The 16,686-nt window shown below is 64.6% G+C and carries 18 protein-coding genes; 6 read left to right on the forward strand and 12 right to left on the reverse strand.

Translation table 11 applies throughout. The features are described from left to right. Nucleotides 1–144: 144 nt before the first annotated feature. The 10 genes from NG898_RS06875 to NG898_RS06920 form a co-directional block, all read right to left on the reverse strand. Nucleotides 145–1,158, reverse strand: a complete 1,014-nt coding sequence (locus tag NG898_RS06875; protein WP_252691661.1) for an L-threonylcarbamoyladenylate synthase — start codon at nt 1,156–1,158, stop codon at nt 145–147. A 13-nt stretch (nt 1,159–1,171) separates the two neighbouring features. Continuing rightward, entirely contained in the window at nt 1,172–2,407 is a 1,236-nt protein-coding gene (locus NG898_RS06880; protein ID WP_252691662.1) for a 5-(carboxyamino)imidazole ribonucleotide synthase, read from the reverse strand. Nucleotides 2,408–2,426: 19 nt separating this feature from the next. Beyond that, nucleotides 2,427–2,936 carry a 5-(carboxyamino)imidazole ribonucleotide mutase gene (purE, locus tag NG898_RS06885; protein ID WP_092973737.1) on the reverse strand — a complete coding sequence of 170 codons (510 nt, stop codon included), beginning with the start codon at nt 2,934–2,936 and terminating at the stop codon, nt 2,427–2,429. A gap of 15 nt (nt 2,937–2,951) precedes the next feature. Further along, nucleotides 2,952–3,875: a phosphoribosylaminoimidazolesuccinocarboxamide synthase gene (locus tag NG898_RS06890; protein WP_004636116.1), complete on the reverse strand. Its 924-nt coding sequence runs from the start codon at nt 3,873–3,875 to the stop codon at nt 2,952–2,954. 137 nt (nt 3,876–4,012) lie between these two features. Continuing rightward, nucleotides 4,013–5,077: a class II fructose-bisphosphate aldolase gene (gene fba, locus NG898_RS06895; protein WP_004636117.1), complete on the reverse strand. Its 1,065-nt coding sequence runs from the start codon at nt 5,075–5,077 to the stop codon at nt 4,013–4,015. 87 nt (nt 5,078–5,164) lie between these two features. Continuing rightward, nucleotides 5,165–6,604 (reverse strand): pyruvate kinase, encoded by a 1,440-nt coding sequence (gene pyk, locus NG898_RS06900; protein ID WP_252691663.1) that lies wholly within the window; start codon nt 6,602–6,604, stop codon nt 5,165–5,167. A 49-nt stretch (nt 6,605–6,653) separates the two neighbouring features. Then, nucleotides 6,654–7,847 carry a phosphoglycerate kinase gene (locus NG898_RS06905; protein ID WP_092973117.1) on the reverse strand — a complete coding sequence of 398 codons (1,194 nt, stop codon included), beginning with the start codon at nt 7,845–7,847 and terminating at the stop codon, nt 6,654–6,656. A gap of 119 nt (nt 7,848–7,966) precedes the next feature. After that, nucleotides 7,967–8,863, reverse strand: a complete 897-nt coding sequence (gene rarD / locus NG898_RS06910) for an EamA family transporter RarD (RefSeq protein WP_252691664.1) — start codon at nt 8,861–8,863, stop codon at nt 7,967–7,969. 2 nt (nt 8,864–8,865) lie between these two features. Continuing rightward, nucleotides 8,866–9,189: an AzlD domain-containing protein gene (locus NG898_RS06915; RefSeq protein WP_252691665.1), complete on the reverse strand. Its 324-nt coding sequence runs from the start codon at nt 9,187–9,189 to the stop codon at nt 8,866–8,868. Beyond that, nucleotides 9,186–9,980: an AzlC family ABC transporter permease gene (locus NG898_RS06920; protein ID WP_252691666.1), complete on the reverse strand. Its 795-nt coding sequence runs from the start codon at nt 9,978–9,980 to the stop codon at nt 9,186–9,188. Before NG898_RS06920 ends, NG898_RS06915 begins: the two co-directional genes overlap by 4 nt. A gap of 327 nt (nt 9,981–10,307) precedes the next feature. On the opposite strand from NG898_RS06920, the gene NG898_RS06925 reads away from it, so the two are divergent. Genes NG898_RS06925 through NG898_RS06945 form a run of 5 tightly spaced genes read left to right on the forward strand, consistent with a single transcriptional unit; the run spans nt 10,308 to nt 13,731 of the window. Continuing rightward, complete coding sequence (locus NG898_RS06925) at nt 10,308–10,505, forward strand: zinc-finger domain-containing protein (protein ID WP_252691667.1); 198 nt, start codon at nt 10,308–10,310, stop codon at nt 10,503–10,505. A gap of 49 nt (nt 10,506–10,554) precedes the next feature. Further along, nucleotides 10,555–11,580, forward strand: a complete 1,026-nt coding sequence (gene waaF, locus NG898_RS06930) for a lipopolysaccharide heptosyltransferase II (RefSeq protein WP_252691668.1) — start codon at nt 10,555–10,557, stop codon at nt 11,578–11,580. A 25-nt stretch (nt 11,581–11,605) separates the two neighbouring features. Continuing rightward, a complete protein-coding gene (locus tag NG898_RS06935; protein WP_024976550.1) occupies nt 11,606–12,046 on the forward strand; it encodes a YybH family protein in 441 nt (146 codons plus the stop codon). Between the two features lie 34 nt (nt 12,047–12,080). Further along, the gene (locus tag NG898_RS06940) at nt 12,081–13,157 is read left to right on the forward strand and encodes a YheT family hydrolase (protein ID WP_252691669.1); all 1,077 of its coding nucleotides are present in this window, start codon (nt 12,081–12,083) and stop codon (nt 13,155–13,157) included. Further along, the gene (locus tag NG898_RS06945; protein ID WP_252691670.1) at nt 13,150–13,731 is read left to right on the forward strand and encodes a DUF2946 family protein; all 582 of its coding nucleotides are present in this window, start codon (nt 13,150–13,152) and stop codon (nt 13,729–13,731) included. The genes NG898_RS06940 and NG898_RS06945 overlap by 8 nt, the downstream gene beginning before the upstream one ends. A 20-nt stretch (nt 13,732–13,751) precedes the next feature. Here the strand turns inward: NG898_RS06945 and NG898_RS06950 are convergent, their stop codons facing one another. Beyond that, nucleotides 13,752–15,455, reverse strand: a complete 1,704-nt coding sequence (locus tag NG898_RS06950; protein ID WP_252691671.1) for a beta-barrel assembly-enhancing protease — start codon at nt 15,453–15,455, stop codon at nt 13,752–13,754. A gap of 105 nt (nt 15,456–15,560) precedes the next feature. On the opposite strand from NG898_RS06950, the gene moaC reads away from it, so the two are divergent. Next, entirely contained in the window at nt 15,561–16,037 is a 477-nt protein-coding gene (moaC, locus tag NG898_RS06955; RefSeq protein WP_252691672.1) for a cyclic pyranopterin monophosphate synthase MoaC, read from the forward strand. Nucleotides 16,038–16,101: 64 nt separating this feature from the next. On the opposite strand, the gene NG898_RS06960 is transcribed toward moaC, so the two are convergent. Then, nucleotides 16,102–16,608 carry a pilin gene (locus NG898_RS06960; RefSeq protein ID WP_252691673.1) on the reverse strand — a complete coding sequence of 169 codons (507 nt, stop codon included), beginning with the start codon at nt 16,606–16,608 and terminating at the stop codon, nt 16,102–16,104. Between the last annotated feature and the right edge of the window lie 78 nt (nt 16,609–16,686).

The raw sequence follows: 16,686 nt of genomic DNA on the forward strand, positions 1-16,686 counted from the left end.
GATGTCTGTCTCCGTGTGGAATTTTTATGGTTTGTGGTGCCGCGGTGCGTAACCTCGCCGTGCGCGTTTGAAGCACGCGGAACGACACAACGCCCAAGTGTAGCGAGGTTGCCGGGCGCACGGCGAACGCGCGCCCCGGAAGAATTAGAGGTCCGTCTCGAACGCGGCGGCCGCGCGACGCAGGCGATCGTTGACGGCCGCCCAGGCGGGCGTGTCGGCTAGGGTTTCCACCCAGATGGCGTCGTAACCGCCGCGGTCGAGTTCGCGCAATAGCGCGTAGAGCGCATTGGCATAGGCGGCGGGTGTGGCGGGGGCGACGCGCTGATCGCAGCCGTCACGCAGTGCCACGGGGGCACCGAGCCACACGATGCGCTTGTCCGCAGGCATTGCAGCCAGGCGTGCAGACACATCGGCGGCCGACAGCAGATACAACGGCGTGCGCGGCGCGTAATGCGCTTTCAACGTGCCCGAAGCACGCGGCGCAGCGGCATCGGGAAGCGCCGGCAGTTCGCCGGTCACGCGCTCGATGTCTTCAGGCGTGATGGCGCCCGGGCGCAGCAGCACGGGGCCAATGCCTTGATCCAGCCGCGAGAGATCGATGATGGTCGATTCGATGCCCACGTCCACGCCGTCGCCTTCGAGCACGAACACGGCATCGCCAAATTCATCGCGCACGTGCTGCGCGGTGGTCGGGCTGACTTGGCCGAACTTGTTGGCCGACGGCGCCGCAATGCCGCCGCGTCCGCGCTTGAAGCGGGAGAGCAACGCCTGCGCCACCGGGTGCGACGGGCAACGCAGCCCGATGCTGTCCTGCCCGCCCGCCACGGCTGCGGGAATGTGCGGTGCACGTTTCAGGATCAGCGTGAGCGGCCCCGGCCAGAAAGCTTCAATGAGCTGCAGTGCGATGCCGGGCACATCGTCGGACCAGTAGGAAATATCGGCGCCATCCACCACATGCACGATCACGGGGTGATTGGACGGCCGGCCCTTGGCCGCGTAGATCTTGGCGATGGCCTGCGGGTTCTCGGCATCGGCGCCGAGTCCGTACACGGTCTCGGTCGGGAAGGCGACCAGCTCGCCCGCCTCCAGCCTGCGCGCAGCCTCATCGAGGCGTTCGGCGGAAGGCATGGTGTAGGGCGTTTTGGTCCGATGCGGCATGGGCGACTCGTCTTTAGGCGGGCTGCAGGCCCAGCACGTGCGCGGCATGGCGGAACGCTTCGTCCACCACTTCCGGCGAGGTGCCGACACAATTCACGTGGCCCATCTTGCGGCCTGGGCGGGCGTCGGCTTTGCCGTACAGATGCACCTTCGCACCGCTGTGGCCCATCACTTCGTGCCACGCGGGCGTGCGTTCCAAACCGTATTCGAACCACACGTCGCCCAGCACATTCAGCATGCGCCCCGGTGAATGCTGGCGCGTGCTGCCCAGCGGCAGGCGAGCCATGGCGCGCACCTGCTGCTCGAACTGGCTGGTCTCGCACACGTCCATGGTGATGTGGCCGGAGTTGTGCGGACGCGGCGCCATTTCATTGGCGACCAGGGAGCCGTCCTGCAGCACGAAGAACTCGATGCACAGCACGCCGACGTAGCCCATTTCTTCGGCGATCATCGCAGCGGCGGCGCGAGTGCGCGTGGCAATGTCGTCCGAAACGCTGCGCGAGGGCATGGTCGTTGAAAACAGAATGCCGTCACGGTGTTCGTTCTCGGCGAGCGGCCACGTGGCGGTGGTGCCATCAGCGCCGCGCGCGGCCAACACCGACACTTCGTACGCCAGAGGCAGCATCTTCTCCAGCACGCACGGCACGTGCTGCATGGCGGCCCAGGCGGCGCGCAGCTCTTCAACCGTCGAGACACGCGCCTGGCCCTTGCCGTCGTAGCCCATGCGGGCAATCTTCAGGATGCCGGGCAGCAGGTCGGCGGGCAGTTGTTCGATATCGGCTTCGTGCTCGATCACCCAGCTTGGTGCGGGGTGGATGCCGGTGCGGGCGGCGCACAGCGCGAAGAATTTCTTCTCGGCGATGCGGTTCTGCGCGATCGATACGCAGTTGGCACGCGGCGCAACGAACGCACCGAGCTGCTCAAGCTTGTCGAGCGCTTGCGCGGGCACGTTCTCGAATTCGGTGGTGACGGCCGGGCACAGCGCGGCCATCTCGGCCAATGCGGCTTCATCGGTGTAGCCGGCGCACAGATGGCGCTCGGCGATGGTGCCGGCAGGGCTGTTCGGGTCCGGGTCGAGCACGCAGACCTTGTAACCCATCGCCTGCGCCGCGTGCGTGAACATGCGGCCGAGCTGGCCACCGCCAAGCATGCCAAGCCAGGCATCGGGCAGGATCGCGTTGGGAACGTTCAGCGCGCGGGATTCCGCGGTGTGGGCTTGCGCCAGGCGCGGGTTCAGGTCGTCGGCCATGAATCAGGTCGTAGGTTACTTAAGCGCCGTGCACAGGGAGCGTCATGCCGCGCGCGACTTCTGTCTGCTGCGCGCGGAAGGCTTCGAGCTTGTCGGCAAGGGCCGAGTCGGTGGTGGCGATCGTCGCGATGGCCGCCAGCGCTGCGTTGGCGGCACCGGCTTCGCCAATCGCGAATGTCGACACCGGAATGCCCTTGGGCATCTGCACAATCGAGAGCAGCGAGTCTTCGCCGCGCAGGTACTTGGAGGGTACCGGCACGCCGAACACCGGCACGATCGTCTTGGCGGCGATCATGCCCGGCAGGTGCGCTGCGCCGCCCGCGCCAGCAATGATGGCGCGCAAACCACGGCTGCGTGCGGTTTCGGCGTAGCGGAACATGTCGTCCGGCATGCGGTGCGCCGAGACAACCTGCGCCTCGAACGGAATGCCGAACTGCGTGAGCATGTCGACGGCGTGGCGCATCACTTCCCAGTCGGAGCTGGAGCCCATCACCACGCCAACGAGCGGAGCGGATTGCTGTGCGGTCATCGTCATCGCTCCGGTTTAACGCAGGGATTCACCGGTCAGGCGGGTCAGCGCTTCGCGGTACTTGTCGGCGGTTTTTTCGATCACGTCGGCGGGCAGTTGTGGCGCCGGCGCAGTCTTCGGCCACGGCTTGCCGTCGATGCGCACGGCTTCGAGCCAATCGCGCACGAACTGCTTGTCGAACGACGGCGGGTTCGTGCCGACCTGGTACGAATCGGCCGGCCAGAAGCGCGACGAATCGGCGGTGAGCGCTTCGTCCATCAGCGTGAGCGTGCCGTTTTCATCCAGCCCGAATTCAAACTTGGTGTCGGCGATGATGATGCCGCGCGTGGCGGCAAAGTCGGACGCTTCCTTGTATAGGCGGATGCTCACGTCGCGGATCTGCGCAGCGAGGTCCGGACCGATGCGGCGTTCAACTTCATCGAAGGAGATGTTCTCGTCGTGCTCACCCATCTCGGCCTTGGCGGCGGGGGTGAAGATCGGCTCGGGCAGCTTCTGCGCGTTCTGCAGACCAGGGGCCAGATGCACGCCGCAGACGGCGCCGGTAGCCTGGTAATCCTTCCAGCCGCTGCCGGCGAGGTAGCCGCGCACCACGGCTTCCACCAGGATCGGCTTCAGGCGCTTGACCACGATGGCGCGGCCGCGCACCTGGTCGACTTCATTCGGGGCCACCACGGTTTCCGGGGCGATGCCCGTCTCGTGCGTCGGCACGATGTGGCGCAGCTTGTTGAACCAGAAATCCGACATCTGCGCGAGCACACGGCCCTTGTCCGGAATCGGCTGGCCGAGAATCACGTCAAACGCCGAGAGGCGGTCGGTGGTGACCATCAGCAGCTTGTCGTCGCCGACAGCGTAGTTCTCGCGCACCTTGCCACGGCCGAGCAACGGCAGGCTGGTGATCGACGATTCGTAAAGGGCGGAGGATGCAGGGGTGGCGGACACGGCGGAACCCGAGAGGAAATAAGAAAACGTGGAAGGCCAGCATTATACGTGGCCCATGGGGTGGCCCATAAGGTGGCCCATGCAATGCAAAACGGCTGGCGCAGTGCCAGCCGTTTGCTAAATGTGACGCGGAATGCTTATTGCACCACTTGGGCGAGATCGCCGCTTTGGTACTTCTGCGCCATCACCGACAGGCCGATCGGCTTGATCTTGCCCGCCTGACCTTCGCAGCCAAACTGGATATAACGCGCCTTGCAGATTTGCTTGGCCGCTTCGCGCGCCGGCTTGAGCCATTCGCGGGCGTCGAACTTGTCCGGGTTTTCAGCCAGGAACTTGCGCACCGCGCCCGTCATTGCCAGACGAATGTCGGTGTCGATGTTGATCTTGCGCACGCCGTACTTGATGGCTTCCTGGATTTCCTCGACGGGCACGCCGTAGGTTTCCTTCATCTTGCCGCCGTACTGGTTGATGATGGCCAGCAACTCTTGCGGCACGCTCGACGAGCCGTGCATCACCAAGTGGGTGTTCGGGATGCGGGCGTGGATTTCCTTCACGCGGCTGATGGCGAGGATGTCGCCGGTGGGCTTGCGCGTGAACTTGTAGGCGCCGTGGCTGGTGCCGATGGCGATGGCCAGCGCGTCCAGTTGGGTCGCCTTGACGAACTGGGCAGCCTCTTCGGGGTCGGTCAGCAGCGACGAGTGGTCGAGCTTCCCTTCCGCGCCGTGGCCATCTTCCTCACCGGCCATACCGGTCTCGAGCGAGCCCAGGCAGCCGAGTTCGCCTTCCACGGTCACACCAACCTTGTGTGCCATCTCGACCACGCGACGCGTCACGTCGACGTTGTAGTCGAAATCGGCCGGGGTCTTGCCGTCTTCGCGCAGCGAGCCGTCCATCATGACCGAGCCGAAGCCCAGGTCAATTGCGCCCTGGCAGATTGCCGGGCTTTGGCCGTGATCCTGGTGCATGACCAGCGGAATCTCCGGATAAGCCTCGACCGCGGCCTGGATCAGGTGCTTGATGAACGATTCGCCAGCGTATTTGCGGGCGCCTGCGCTGGCCTGCAGGATGACCGGTGCGCCGGCTTCCTTGGCAGCTTCCATCACAGCCTGGACTTGCTCCAGGTTGTTCACGTTGAATGCCGGCAGGCCGTAGCCGTTTTCAGCGGCGTGGTCCAGCAGTTGGCGCATCGAGACGAGTGGCATGGTTTTCTCCTATGGATCGATCTGTATTCGGTCTCAGGAACGCGTGGGCGTCTGGTAGACGTAGCAAACGGCGTTCCGTCGTGGGCGTCAGTGCATGCCGACGCGAACAATCTTGAGCGTATTGGTGCCGCCGGCCTGACCCATTGGCTCGCCGACGGTCAGGACGATGAAGTCGCCGCGCTGCACGACGCCACGCGCGACCAGCAGTTCTTCGGCCTGATGCAACGCTTCGTCTCGGTCGGCGCTGTTGGCCAGCGGCAGCGACTGCACGTTGCGGTACAGGGCCATCTTGCGCTGCGAGGCCACATTGGGCGTCATCGCATAAATGGGAATATTGATGCCGTGTCGGCTCATCCACAGCGCCGTGGCGCCGGAATCGGTGAGCGCCGCAATTGCCTTGACCTGCAGGTGGTGCGCCGTGAACAGCGCCCCCATGGCGATCGACTGGTCGATACGGCTGAAGGTCTGGTCAAGAAAGTCTGCATCCAGATGCACGGTTTGCGACTTCTCGGCTTCCACGCAGATGGCAGCCATGGCTTCGATGGTCTCGACCGGATAGCGGCCGGCGGCGGTTTCCGCCGACAGCATCACCGCATCGGTGCCGTCGAGCACGGCGTTGGCAACGTCCGACACCTCGGCGCGCGTCGGCACCGGGTTGACGATCATCGATTCCATCATCTGCGTGGCGGTGATGGCCAGCTTGTTGTTTTCGCGGGCCAGCTTGATCATGCGCTTCTGCAGCGCCGGCACGGCCGCGTTGCCCACTTCCACTGCCAGGTCGCCACGCGCGACCATGATGCCGTCGGACGCCGCCAGGATCTCTTCGAGCACGCCCGGGCGGATGGCCTCGGCGCGCTCGATCTTGGCGATCATGCGGGTCTTGTGGTTATGCGGCGCGCCTGCCACGGCGGCCAGTTGGCGCGCCATTTCCATGTCGGTCGCGTTCTTGGGGAAGCTGACCGCGACATAATCAGCACCGAGCGCCATCGCGGTCTTGATGTCTTCCATGTCCTTGGCGGTCAGCGCCGGCGCCGACAGCCCGCCGCCCTGGCGGTTGATGCCCTTGTTGTTGGACAGATCGCCGCCGATCTTGACGATGGTCTCGATCTCTTCACCAACCACGCGCTCGACCTGCAGCACGATCAAGCCGTCGTTGAGCAGCAGCAGATCGCCGGGGCCCACGTCGCGCGGCAGTTCCTTGTAGTCGAGGCCGACGCGCTCCTGGTTACCAAGTTCGCAGCGGGCGTCGAGCGTGAAGCGATCACCGGGTTCGAGCGTGATCTTGCCGTTCTCGAACTTGCCGACGCGGATCTTCGGACCCTGCAGGTCGGCCATGATGGCCACCTCGCGACCCACCGAACGCGCCACTTCGCGCACGAGCTGCGCGCGATCGATGTGATCTTGCGCCGCGCCGTGCGAGAAGTTCAGCCGCACCACGTCCACCCCCGCGGCGATCATGCGGGTCAGGACTTCCTGCGTGCTGGACGCGGGGCCGAGCGTTGCGACGATCTTGGTAGCACGGGTCATGGGCGGCGGTGTCTCGTTGTTGTGGTAGGGGTATTCGCGGCGCTTACGCTCAGGCAGCGCGTTGTTCCAGGATTTCGACGGCCGGCAGCGTCTTGCCTTCCAGGAATTCGAGGAACGCACCGCCGCCGGTGGAGATATAGCCCACCTTGTCGGCAATGTTGTACTTGGCGATTGCGGCCAGCGTGTCGCCGCCGCCCGCAATCGAGAAACCCGACGAGGCAGCAATCGCCTCGGCCAGCACCTTGGTGCCGTTACCGAACTGGTCGAATTCAAACACGCCGACCGGGCCGTTCCACACGATGGTGCCGGCGGTCTTCAGTTGTTCGGCCAGTTGTGCGGCCGTCTTCGGGCCGATGTCGAGGATCATGTCGTCGTCCGCCACATCCGCCACATCCTTGACGGTGGCGGCCGCGGTGGCGCTGAATTCCTTGGCGCACACTACGTCGACCGGGATGGGCACAGACGCGCCACGTGCAGCCAGCATCTCGATGATGGCCTTTGCATCGCCCACTAGATCAGCTTCCGCCAGCGATTTGCCGATCTTCAGGCCGGCAGCCAGCATGAACGTGTTGGCAATGCCGCCACCGACGATCAGGTTGTCCACCTTGTCGGCCAGCGACTTGAGGATGGTCAGCTTGGTCGACACCTTCGAGCCGGCCACGATGGCGACCAGCGGACGTGCCGGCTGACCCAGTGCCTTGCCCAACGCATCCAGTTCGGCGGCCAGCAGCGGACCGGCGCAGGCGACCGGTGCAAACTTGGCGATACCGTGGGTGGTGGCTTCCGCGCGGTGGGCAGTGCCGAAGGCGTCGTTGACGTAAACGTCGCACAGCTTGGCCATCTTCTGGGCCAGTTCGTCGCTGTTCTTCTTCTCGCCCTTGTTCACGCGGCAGTTTTCCAGCAGCACGACCTGGCCAGGAGCGACATCCACGCCGTCAACCCAGTTCTGGACGAGTTTCACGTCACGGCCGAGCAGTTCGGACAGGCGCTTGGCAACCGGCGCCAGCGAATCTTCGGGCTTGAATTCGCCCTCGGTCGGGCGACCCAGGTGCGAAGTGACCATGACGGCGGCACCCGCGTCCAGCGCGGCCTTGACGGCGGGCACGGAAGCGCGGATGCGCGTGTCTTCAGTGATGTTGCCGGCATCGTCTTGCGGCACGTTGAGGTCGGCGCGGATAAACACGCGCTTACCGGCAAGCTTTCCTTCGGAGATGAGATCGGACAGACGCAGGACGTGAGGCATGGCAGCTACGGAAGAAATCGCGGAAAACGACGATTTTACCCGATGCGCCTGGTCAAAACGTGCGTTTCTCGGCCGAACCTTCCGGGCTCGACCGTCTTGCCGAGGCCGATTGGCGGGGACTATGCCGGCAGCGGCGTGCGACGGCGCAGCCGCATACAGCCTTCGGCCGAATACACGGCGAGACCCACCCAGATCAGCACATAGCCCGCCACTTTGGGGCCCGCAAACGGCTCGTTGTAGAGCCAAACGCCCAGCAGCAGCTGCAGCGTCGGGCTCACGTATTGCAGCAAACCCAGCAGCGACAGCGGAATACGCCGGGCGCCGGCGCCAAACAGCAGCAGCGGCAGCGCCGTCAGCGGGCCGGCCAGCGCCAGCAGCAATTGCGTGCCCGACGATGCGGCCAGGAAGGCATTCTGATGCTGCGAAGCCAGCCAGCCGAGGTAGGCCAGCGCCAGCGGAAACAGCAGCAGCGTCTCCAGCGTCAGCCCTTCCAGCGCGCCCAGCGGCGATGTCTTGCGCAGCAAGCCGTAGAACCCAAACGAAAACGCCAGCGCCAGCGCAATCCACGGCAGCGTCCCGGCCTGCCAGGTTAGCCACGCCACGCCCGCCGCCGCCAGGGCTACCGACACCCATTGCACTGGCCGCAGCCGCTCGCCGAGCACCAGCAGCGCCAGCATTACCACCACCAGCGGGTTGATGAAGTAGCCCAAGCTGGCGTCGATCACGTGGTCGTGGTTGACGGCCCAGATGTAGGTCAGCCAGTTGGCGGCCAACAGGCTCGTGCTGGCCGCGTAGCGCCCCACCACACGCGGCTGCGTGCGCAGCGCCCAAAGCCACGCCCAGTGCCGCTTCACGAGCAGAATCGCCACCATCACCGCCAACGACCAGATCACCCGGTGCGAGAGAATCTCCACCGGCGACACCGCCTTGAGCAGCTTGAAGTACAGCGGAAACAGGCCCCACATCGTGTAGGCCAGAAACGCGAAGATCGCGCCGTTGCGATTGGAACCCGACATGTTCATCCCCAGAGACGCAGCACGGTAAAGACGCCCATGCCGACGAAGATCATGCCGAGCATGCGCCGCGTCGCTACATAGAACGCGGTGGCGGCAATGCCAGCCATCAGGCGCGGGTTGGTCCAGCTTGCGTCGAAGTGCCCCTGGTTCCAGAGCAGGTCGGGCAAGACGATGGCGACGAGCGCGGCAGCGGGCGCAAAGCGCAGCGCGTGCTGCACGCGGGTGGGCAGGGGCATGCGGTTGCCCACGATCAGGAACAACGAGCGCGTGACGATCGTCACCACGGTCATCCCGGCAATCACCAGCCAGATTTCGAGCGCTGTCATGCATCGTCCTCGTCAGCTGCCGCCTGCGCGGCACGGCGGCGCTGCCACTGCAGACGCGCGGCAGCCTCGTCGGCGGCCAGGCCGGCAGCCATCGCGCCAGTGACGGCAATCACGAGGCTCAATCGATACGGCAGCTTGAAGGCAACCAGCGCCAGCACCGCCGCCACAGCCACCGCCATGAGCGTGGCACGGCTACGAATGGTCGACACCATGACAGGAATGAGCGCAAGCGTCCCGGCCAGCGCCAGGCCCCACGCGTCAGGAAACAGGCTCGCCGCGACGATGCCCAGGATCGACGACACCTGCCAGCCAACGAAGCTCAGCAGGACCATGCCCCAGTAATAGCCCTCCTTGCCCGCCTGCGGCGCGGCCGAGGGGTACTGCTGGGTGAACAGCACGAACGGCAGATCGCCGTTGAACACACCCAGGACCACGCGCCGCATGAACGGCAAATGCCCGAAATGCTGCATCAGCCCGGCGCTAAAGATAATGAAGCGCACATTCACGATGAACGCCGTCAGGAGCGCCGTCCAGATCGGCAACCCCGCTGCCAGCAGCGGTAGCACCGCCAACTGCGACGACCCCGCATACACGAAGATCGTCATGCCGATGGCTTGCGGGATGGTCAGCACCGATTTACTCATCGCCACGCCGGTCACCAGCCCCCAGGCGAGCACCGGCGGCATCGACGGCATATAGGCTCGCACGCCGGCAAAGAAGCCCGCCCGTTCAGCCGGATCGATGGCCTCCCAGCGGCGCTGCAACGCCGCCGCCCAGCGGACTAGCGCCATGGCGCCCCCAAAAGTGGCGAATCGGACTCTTTTTGATGCGGCGGGCAGGGGCAGCCGGCAGCGCGGGCGCGCAGGAACGTCGGGGGCGACATGGGTGGCTCGTAGGAAACACAAGATTATACTTTTGATGTTAAGCATCCGCTTAACGGCAAAGCGCGCGCATCCCACCGATCGAGCGATTCATGCCGGGCGCCACGCACTGCAACAATCGGCGTTGGCGCGCCTGCGCCCACCCCTTACAATTTCGCCTTTGTCGGTTCTTGAACCTGCGGCCCATATCACGGCGTGGCTGACCTGCTCAGACCGCGCCGGCATTCCTCACTCACCATGACCACGCAAACCGTACCCACGATCGAAATCGGCGCAGACGACCTGCCGCTGCATTGCCCGACCGCCAAGACGCCGGCCTGGAACTACCACCCGCGCGTGTTCCTCGACATCGCCGACACCGGCGAAGCCAAGTGCCCCTACTGCGGCACCGTGTACAAGCTGGCCGCCGGCGTTGAACTGAAGGGCCACCATTGAGCCCGATTCACCTGCAGCACACCGGTCACCGCGCTCGCCAGGCGATTCGATGATGCGCAAGATTCTCGTCGTCGCCCCCAACTGGATCGGTGATGCGCTGATGGCGCAGCCGTTGTTCGCGCAGCTCAAGGCGCGCCACCCGCGTGCGCAGATCCACGCGATCGCCCCGAAATGGGTGGCGCCCGTGCTGGCGCGCATGCCGGAAATCGCGCGCGTGCTGCCGACCGAACTCGCCCACGGCAAGCTGCAGCTCGGCAGCCGCACGATGTTCGCCCAGCAGCTCAAGGGCGAAACCTTTGACGCAGCGTACGTGCTGCCGAACTCGTTCAAGAGCGCGCTGATCCCGTGGCTGGCCGGCATTCCGCTGCGCATCGGCTACAAGGGCGAGTCGCGCCTGGGCGTGCTGAACGTGCGCTACCCGAATCCGCCCAAGAACACGCGTCCGCCGATGGTGCAGCACTACGCGGCGCTGGCTTTCAAGCCCCACGCCAAGCTGCCCGACACGCTGCCCGATCCGAAGCTGGACGTCGATGTGCAGCGCGTGGCCGCCACGTCCGCCAAGTTCGGCATTCCGGGCAATGCGCGGCTGATTGCCTTCTGCCCGGGGGCGGAATATGGCCCCGCCAAGCGCTGGCCCGCCGAGCACTTTGCAGAGCTTGCGCAGATGCTGCGCCGCTCGTTCCCGTATGCGCAGATCGTCGCACTTGGTTCGGGCAAGGACCGCGAGATGGCCAATGCCATCGTCGAGCGTGCGCCGTTTGTGCGCAACTTGTGCGGCGAGACTTCGCTGGACGAGGCGATCGAACTGCTTGCCCGCGCCGAAGCAGCCATCTGCAACGATTCCGGCCTGATGCACGTGACGGCTGCCCTGGGGCGCCCGCAGGTGGCCGTATTCGGCTCCAGCGACCCCCGCCACACGCCGCCGCTGTCGCCCGCTGCGAGTATCATGTGGCTCCATCTGGAGTGCAGCCCGTGCTTTGCACGCGAATGCCCGCTGGGCCACTTGCGCTGCCTGCGCGACATCGGCCCCGAGATGGTGTTTCATGAATTGCGCCGGCTATTGCAGCCGCAGTAATACGCTCTCCTTAACGTTCACCGCCATGCCACGATTTGCCCGCCTGTTCGAAGCCGCCGAGGACATCCTCGAAGCCTATCGCGATGCGCTCAAGCGCCGCGACGCCGATGGCGCGCTCAAGCTGTGGCTCGATGAGGACTCGGTGAGCTTCATCCTGCCCGACGGCCAGCGCCTGAACGGCCACGAGCAACTGCGCGGCTGCCTCGATGCGCTGGTCGAGAAGAACCCGGTCTGGATCGAATGCCTCTCGCAGCAGGTGCATTCGTCGCTGGGCGTATCGATCTTCGAAGCCACGGAAGCGCTGCGCTTCTCGGCCACCGCCACCGAGGCAGATCTGTACGTGCACACGACCTACGTGCTGATGCAGAACCACGAAGGCTGGCGTATCGCCCACGTGCATTCCAGCCAGGCCGCCGAGGAACGCGTGGCCGCTTCCATCGCCAGCGTCACGCACTCTCTGCACTAAGCTGCCGCGCTTGGCGTGGCCGCCGTCCCTTTCGATGACCCACCCGTCTCGCCACGCCACTCCCCTTGAACTGAATCTGGGCGCCCTGCTTGCAGGGCCGTTCGAGCCGCACGCATTTCGTTCGCCGTGGTGGCTGATCGGCGGCAATGCGCAAACGATCGTGCCCGCGCGCCTGTGGCGCTTTCCGCGCATTGCGTATCGGCGTGAGCGCTGGGACACGCCCGACCACGACTTCATCGACCTCGACTGGACCACGCACGAGACCGACGCGCACGCGCCGCTCGTCGTCATGTTTCATGGCCTGGAAGGCGATTCGCGCAGCCATTACGCGCGGCTGCTGATGGACGCGCTGCGCGCACGCCGCTGGCAAGGTGTCATTCCACACTTCCGCGGCTGCTCGGGCGAGATGAACCTCGCGCCGCGCATGTACCACTGCGGCGATGGCGCCGAGATCGCGTGGATCCTCGAACGCCTTTACCGGACGGTTTGCCAGCCGCAGGGCCGCAAACTGCTGGTCGTCGGCATCTCGCTGGGCGGCAATGCGCTGCTGCGCTACCTGGGCGAACATGGCACCGATGCGCGCTACGTGAGCGCCGCAGCGACGGTGTCTGCGCCGCTGGACATGCGGGCCGGCGGCGCCGCGTTGTCCAAGGGCTTCAACATGGTCTACACGCGGATGTTCCTGCGCACGCTCAAGGACAAGGCCAACGCCAAGCTCGACCAGCACCCCGGCCTGTACGACCGCGCCGCCATGATGGCCACGCGCACGCTGGGGCAGTTCGACAACCTTGTCACCGCGCCGCTGCATGGCTTTCGCGACGTGCTCGACTACTGGACACGCGCCTCGTCAAAACCCGTGCTGCGCGAGGTGCGCGTGCCGGCACTGGTGCTGAACGCACGCAACGATCCGTTCCTGCCCGGACAACACCTGCCCGGCGCGGCTGACGTGTCGCCCGACATCACGCTAGACCAGCCGCTGCACGGCGGCCATGTCGGCTTCCTGGTGCGCCATGGCAAGACAGGCCGCGTCGATTGGATGCCTGCACGCATCCTGCGCTTTTTCGATGACGTGCTGGGCCGCCAAGCCAAGACGGAAGACGCCCATGGATGACATCGTCCGCCAGGCCATGGCCAAGTGGCCGAACGTGCCGAATTGCTTTGGCTGGCTGGCGCTGGATCGGCGTGGCCAATGGCGCATGCGCAACGAATATGCGCAGGCCAACAAGCTATCCGGCGAGCCGATCCGCCACGCGGCGCTCGTCGACTTCATCGTGCGCAACTACGCGCATGACGATGCGGGGCGCTGGTTCTTTCAAAACGGGCCGCAGCGGGTGTTTGTCGAACTCGATTACACGCCGTGGGTGGCGCGGCTGTCAGCCGACGGCGCGACGCCCGCATTCACGACAACCACCGGCGCCGCATTCTCGCTCAGCGGCTGTTTTGTCGATGAACAAGGCAGCGTGCTGCTCTCGGGCCGCGTGGGCGGATACGAAGCAGAAGAGACCATTGCCCTGCTGCATGATCACGATCTCGAGCCCTTCTCCTCGCTGGCCCATTGGCACGGAGAAGCATGCGGAGCCGCGCTGGGTACGCTGAACCTGGGGGATCAGACGTTCGACATTGAGCCAATTGCGAGCGCCGAAGTCGCAAAGCGCTATGGCTTCGTAGCGCGGCCAGCGGAATAGCGCCCGCTGCACCACCCGCCCTACTTCGGCAGCGCCTTGTCTTCCGCCTTCTCTTCCCGGTATTGCCGCTCCATCTGATGCAAGCGCGCATCCACTTCGGATAGCGTGTAGAAATCCGCATCCCCCGCATCGCGGGCGAGCTTCAGTTGCTCCACCGCCGATCCCCACGCCCCATCCCGCGCGTATTTCTCCGCCAGCGCACGATGCTGCTCAACGCGCTTGCCTTTGTCGGCGTAGGCACGAGCGAGCATGTCCCACCAGATTGGCTGGGCGGTGTCTTCGCGGGTCTTGTCTTTCAGATACGGAATCGCGTCATCGGCCCGGCCGGCCGCCAGCAGCGTTTGCGCATAGGTGATGCCCACCGCGCGTGACAGCGGATACGCAGTGAGTGCTGCGCGCGCCAACGTCAACGCCTCCGATGCGTGGTTACGAGCGCGTGCCAGTTCGATGGCCGTTACGTCCAGCTCGACGCTGCCCGATGTGATGCCGGGAATGTTGCCGTACAGGCGTCGCGCCTCCTGCAGCGCTTGTTCAGCATCGTCCAGCCGCCCGGCCATCTGGTTGGCGACGGCCACGCCGTACCAGAGCGCCGCGCGCTTCTCGACAGGCGCATCCGGCGCCGACGACAATTGCGACCGCATCGCATTGCGCACGTCGATATAGGCGCTTGTCGACGTTTCCTGCAGCACGCGCGCGCGCGCCTTTGCGAAACCAAATTCTGGCCGGCGAGGTTGGCGCGGATGCGGCAAGCCACGCGCGCGGTCCTCCATGTCGGCGATGCGCTCGCCGGTCAGCGGGTGGGTGCGCGCATAACCGGGAATCACGCCGGTATCGGCAATGTTCGTCACACGCTGCAGACGGCGGAAAAAGTCCGGCATGCCGTCGGGGTTGTAGCCCGCGCCCGTAAGCAGTGTGAAGCCTACGCGGTCTGCCTCGCGCTCCGCGCCGCGCGAGAACGCGAGCTGGTTCGACACCGCGGCCGCCTGCCCACCCATCGCCAGCGCCTGCGCGGCGTCCCCGCTTTTGGTGGCCGCCAGACCGGCCAGCAGAATCGACGCCAGCGCAATCCACATCGACTCACCGGATTTATCAATGCCGCGCGCAATATGCCGCTGCAGCACGTGCCCGATTTCGTGGCCGAGCACCGAAGCCAACTCCGATTCACTCTCGGTCGCGACCAACGTACCCGTGTTCACGCCAATGTAGCCGCCCGGCAACGCAAACGCATTGATGCCGGGATCACGCACGGCAAACAGTTCAAAGCTCGACGCCGACGTGCTGCCCGCCACGTGCTGACGGCGCGCCGCTTCGATCAACTTGTAGCCGATGGTATTGAGGTAATCGGTGATCAGCGGGTCGGGCACAAAGTCCGGATCGCGGCGGATCTGGCGCATCACGCGATCGCCCAGACGGCGTTCCATCTCGGGCGACAACGACGCCGTCGACGGATCGCCCATGTCGGGCAACTCGTACGTCGGCGCATCTATGACAGCCGGCTCCTTCGGCAAATACGGCGACTGCCGGCCGATCTGCACGCTGCGGTTCAGGTTGCTCTGCACCTGATCCGCCGCCACGGCAGAGCCCAACCCCGGGTTGACCGAGGCCGCCGGCGCGGACGCCACCGCCTGCGCCAGCACGGGCAGCGGCAGGGGCGCCAGCCATGTCGATAACAACACAGTGGCCGTCAGCTTGCGGACGCGCGGCCGAAAAAGGGAAAGCGTCATACGGAAAGCACGGAGAGCGGAATCAGCGCGGCAACATCGCCGCAAGCCGGGTGCTTGCTATCATAAAACGCTTCGCACCCTGCCCCGCAAAACGCGCTGTCACTCATGTCGCAACTCACCCACTTCGATTCCGCCGGACAAGCCCATATGGTCGACGTCGGCGACAAGGCTGTCACCCACCGCGTGGCCGTCGCCACCGGCACGATCCGCATGCTGCCCGAGACGTTTGCGCTGGTGCGCGATGGCAACGCCAAGAAAGGCGATGTGCTCGGGATTGCGCGCGTTGCGGCCATCCAAGGCTCTAAGCGGACGTCGGATTTGATTCCGTTGTGTCATCCGTTGGCGTTGACGAAGGTTGGGGTGGAGTTTGCGCTGGATGAGGCTTCACACACCGTCCGCTGTACGGTTCGTGCTGAGACGCGTGGGCAAACTGGCGTTGAAATGGAGGCGCTGACTGCGGTGCAGGTGGGGCTGCTTACCATCTATGACATGTGTAAGGCTGTGGATCGGGGGATGGTGATTGGGGATGTGCGGCTATTGGAAAAGCATGGGGGGAAGTCGGGGGATTGGGTGGTGGAATAATCCTGTCCCGACAAAAGAAAAGAGCGTCTTTCTGACGCTCTTTTTTGCTTATGACGGGTGGAAATCAGCGGCACTCAGCTGGAGCATATTTAGCATCCAGCGTAGGAGTAGTACTCAGTTTCACGCTGTCCTCGGGCATGCTTTTTCCGCCTGCTGCGCAGACCCACTGAATTGCAGCCATAGGCACACTGCCAGCTTGAAGATTGGCACTATCTGAATACGGCATCAGAACCAATTTGCTCTTGTTGACCGGTACTATTTCCGAGTCGTACGTCACAACAATTTCACCCGTATCTTTATTAACAGCCAAGTCCGAAACGCTCTTGGTCGCCGTGAATCTCGACATTCCTTTGGACAAGTCGCTCTGGCCTGCAATAGCGTTTTCCGCAACCAGAGTCTTGGTTTGTGCGGCAATTGTCAGACCTTCGGTAACCTTCGCACGAATGGTGTAGTCCTGATATGCCGGGACGGCGATAGCGGCCAGAATACCTACAATCGCTACGACAATCATTAGCTCAATCAGAGTGAAACCGCGTTGCGCCCTTTTCGATAATGCACCACGAAAATTCATCGATCCTCCACTAGTCATATTCCGATACTGATTGCGCGTCTCATTGCGCAAAACAGACCCACAAGACTAGCGGATGAT

This window comes from Ralstonia mojiangensis (assembly GCF_023955645.1).
GTDB lineage: Bacteria > Pseudomonadota > Gammaproteobacteria > Burkholderiales > Burkholderiaceae > Ralstonia > Ralstonia mojiangensis.

Coding starts and splice junctions, on each gene's coding strand:
- NG898_RS06875 (WP_252691661.1), bottom strand. CDS start 1,158: ATGCCGCATCGGACCAAAACGCCCTACACCATGCCTTCCGCCGAACGC.
- NG898_RS06880 (WP_252691662.1), bottom strand. CDS start 2,407: ATGGCCGACGACCTGAACCCGCGCCTGGCGCAAGCCCACACCGCGGAA.
- purE (WP_092973737.1), bottom strand. CDS start 2,936: ATGACCGCACAGCAATCCGCTCCGCTCGTTGGCGTGGTGATGGGCTCC.
- fba (WP_004636117.1), bottom strand. CDS start 5,077: ATGCCACTCGTCTCGATGCGCCAACTGCTGGACCACGCCGCTGAAAAC.
- pyk (WP_252691663.1), bottom strand. CDS start 6,604: ATGACCCGTGCTACCAAGATCGTCGCAACGCTCGGCCCCGCGTCCAGC.
- NG898_RS06905 (WP_092973117.1), bottom strand. CDS start 7,847: ATGCCTCACGTCCTGCGTCTGTCCGATCTCATCTCCGAAGGAAAGCTT.
- rarD (WP_252691664.1), bottom strand. CDS start 8,863: ATGTCGGGTTCCAATCGCAACGGCGCGATCTTCGCGTTTCTGGCCTAC.
- NG898_RS06915 (WP_252691665.1), bottom strand. CDS start 9,189: ATGACAGCGCTCGAAATCTGGCTGGTGATTGCCGGGATGACCGTGGTG.
- NG898_RS06920 (WP_252691666.1), bottom strand. CDS start 9,980: ATGGCGCTAGTCCGCTGGGCGGCGGCGTTGCAGCGCCGCTGGGAGGCC.
- NG898_RS06925 (WP_252691667.1), top strand. CDS start 10,308: ATGACCACGCAAACCGTACCCACGATCGAAATCGGCGCAGACGACCTG.
- waaF (WP_252691668.1), top strand. CDS start 10,555: ATGATGCGCAAGATTCTCGTCGTCGCCCCCAACTGGATCGGTGATGCG.
- NG898_RS06935 (WP_024976550.1), top strand. CDS start 11,606: ATGCCACGATTTGCCCGCCTGTTCGAAGCCGCCGAGGACATCCTCGAA.
- NG898_RS06940 (WP_252691669.1), top strand. CDS start 12,081: ATGACCCACCCGTCTCGCCACGCCACTCCCCTTGAACTGAATCTGGGC.
- NG898_RS06945 (WP_252691670.1), top strand. CDS start 13,150: ATGGATGACATCGTCCGCCAGGCCATGGCCAAGTGGCCGAACGTGCCG.
- NG898_RS06950 (WP_252691671.1), bottom strand. CDS start 15,455: ATGACGCTTTCCCTTTTTCGGCCGCGCGTCCGCAAGCTGACGGCCACT.
- moaC (WP_252691672.1), top strand. CDS start 15,561: ATGTCGCAACTCACCCACTTCGATTCCGCCGGACAAGCCCATATGGTC.
- NG898_RS06960 (WP_252691673.1), bottom strand. CDS start 16,608: ATGAATTTTCGTGGTGCATTATCGAAAAGGGCGCAACGCGGTTTCACT.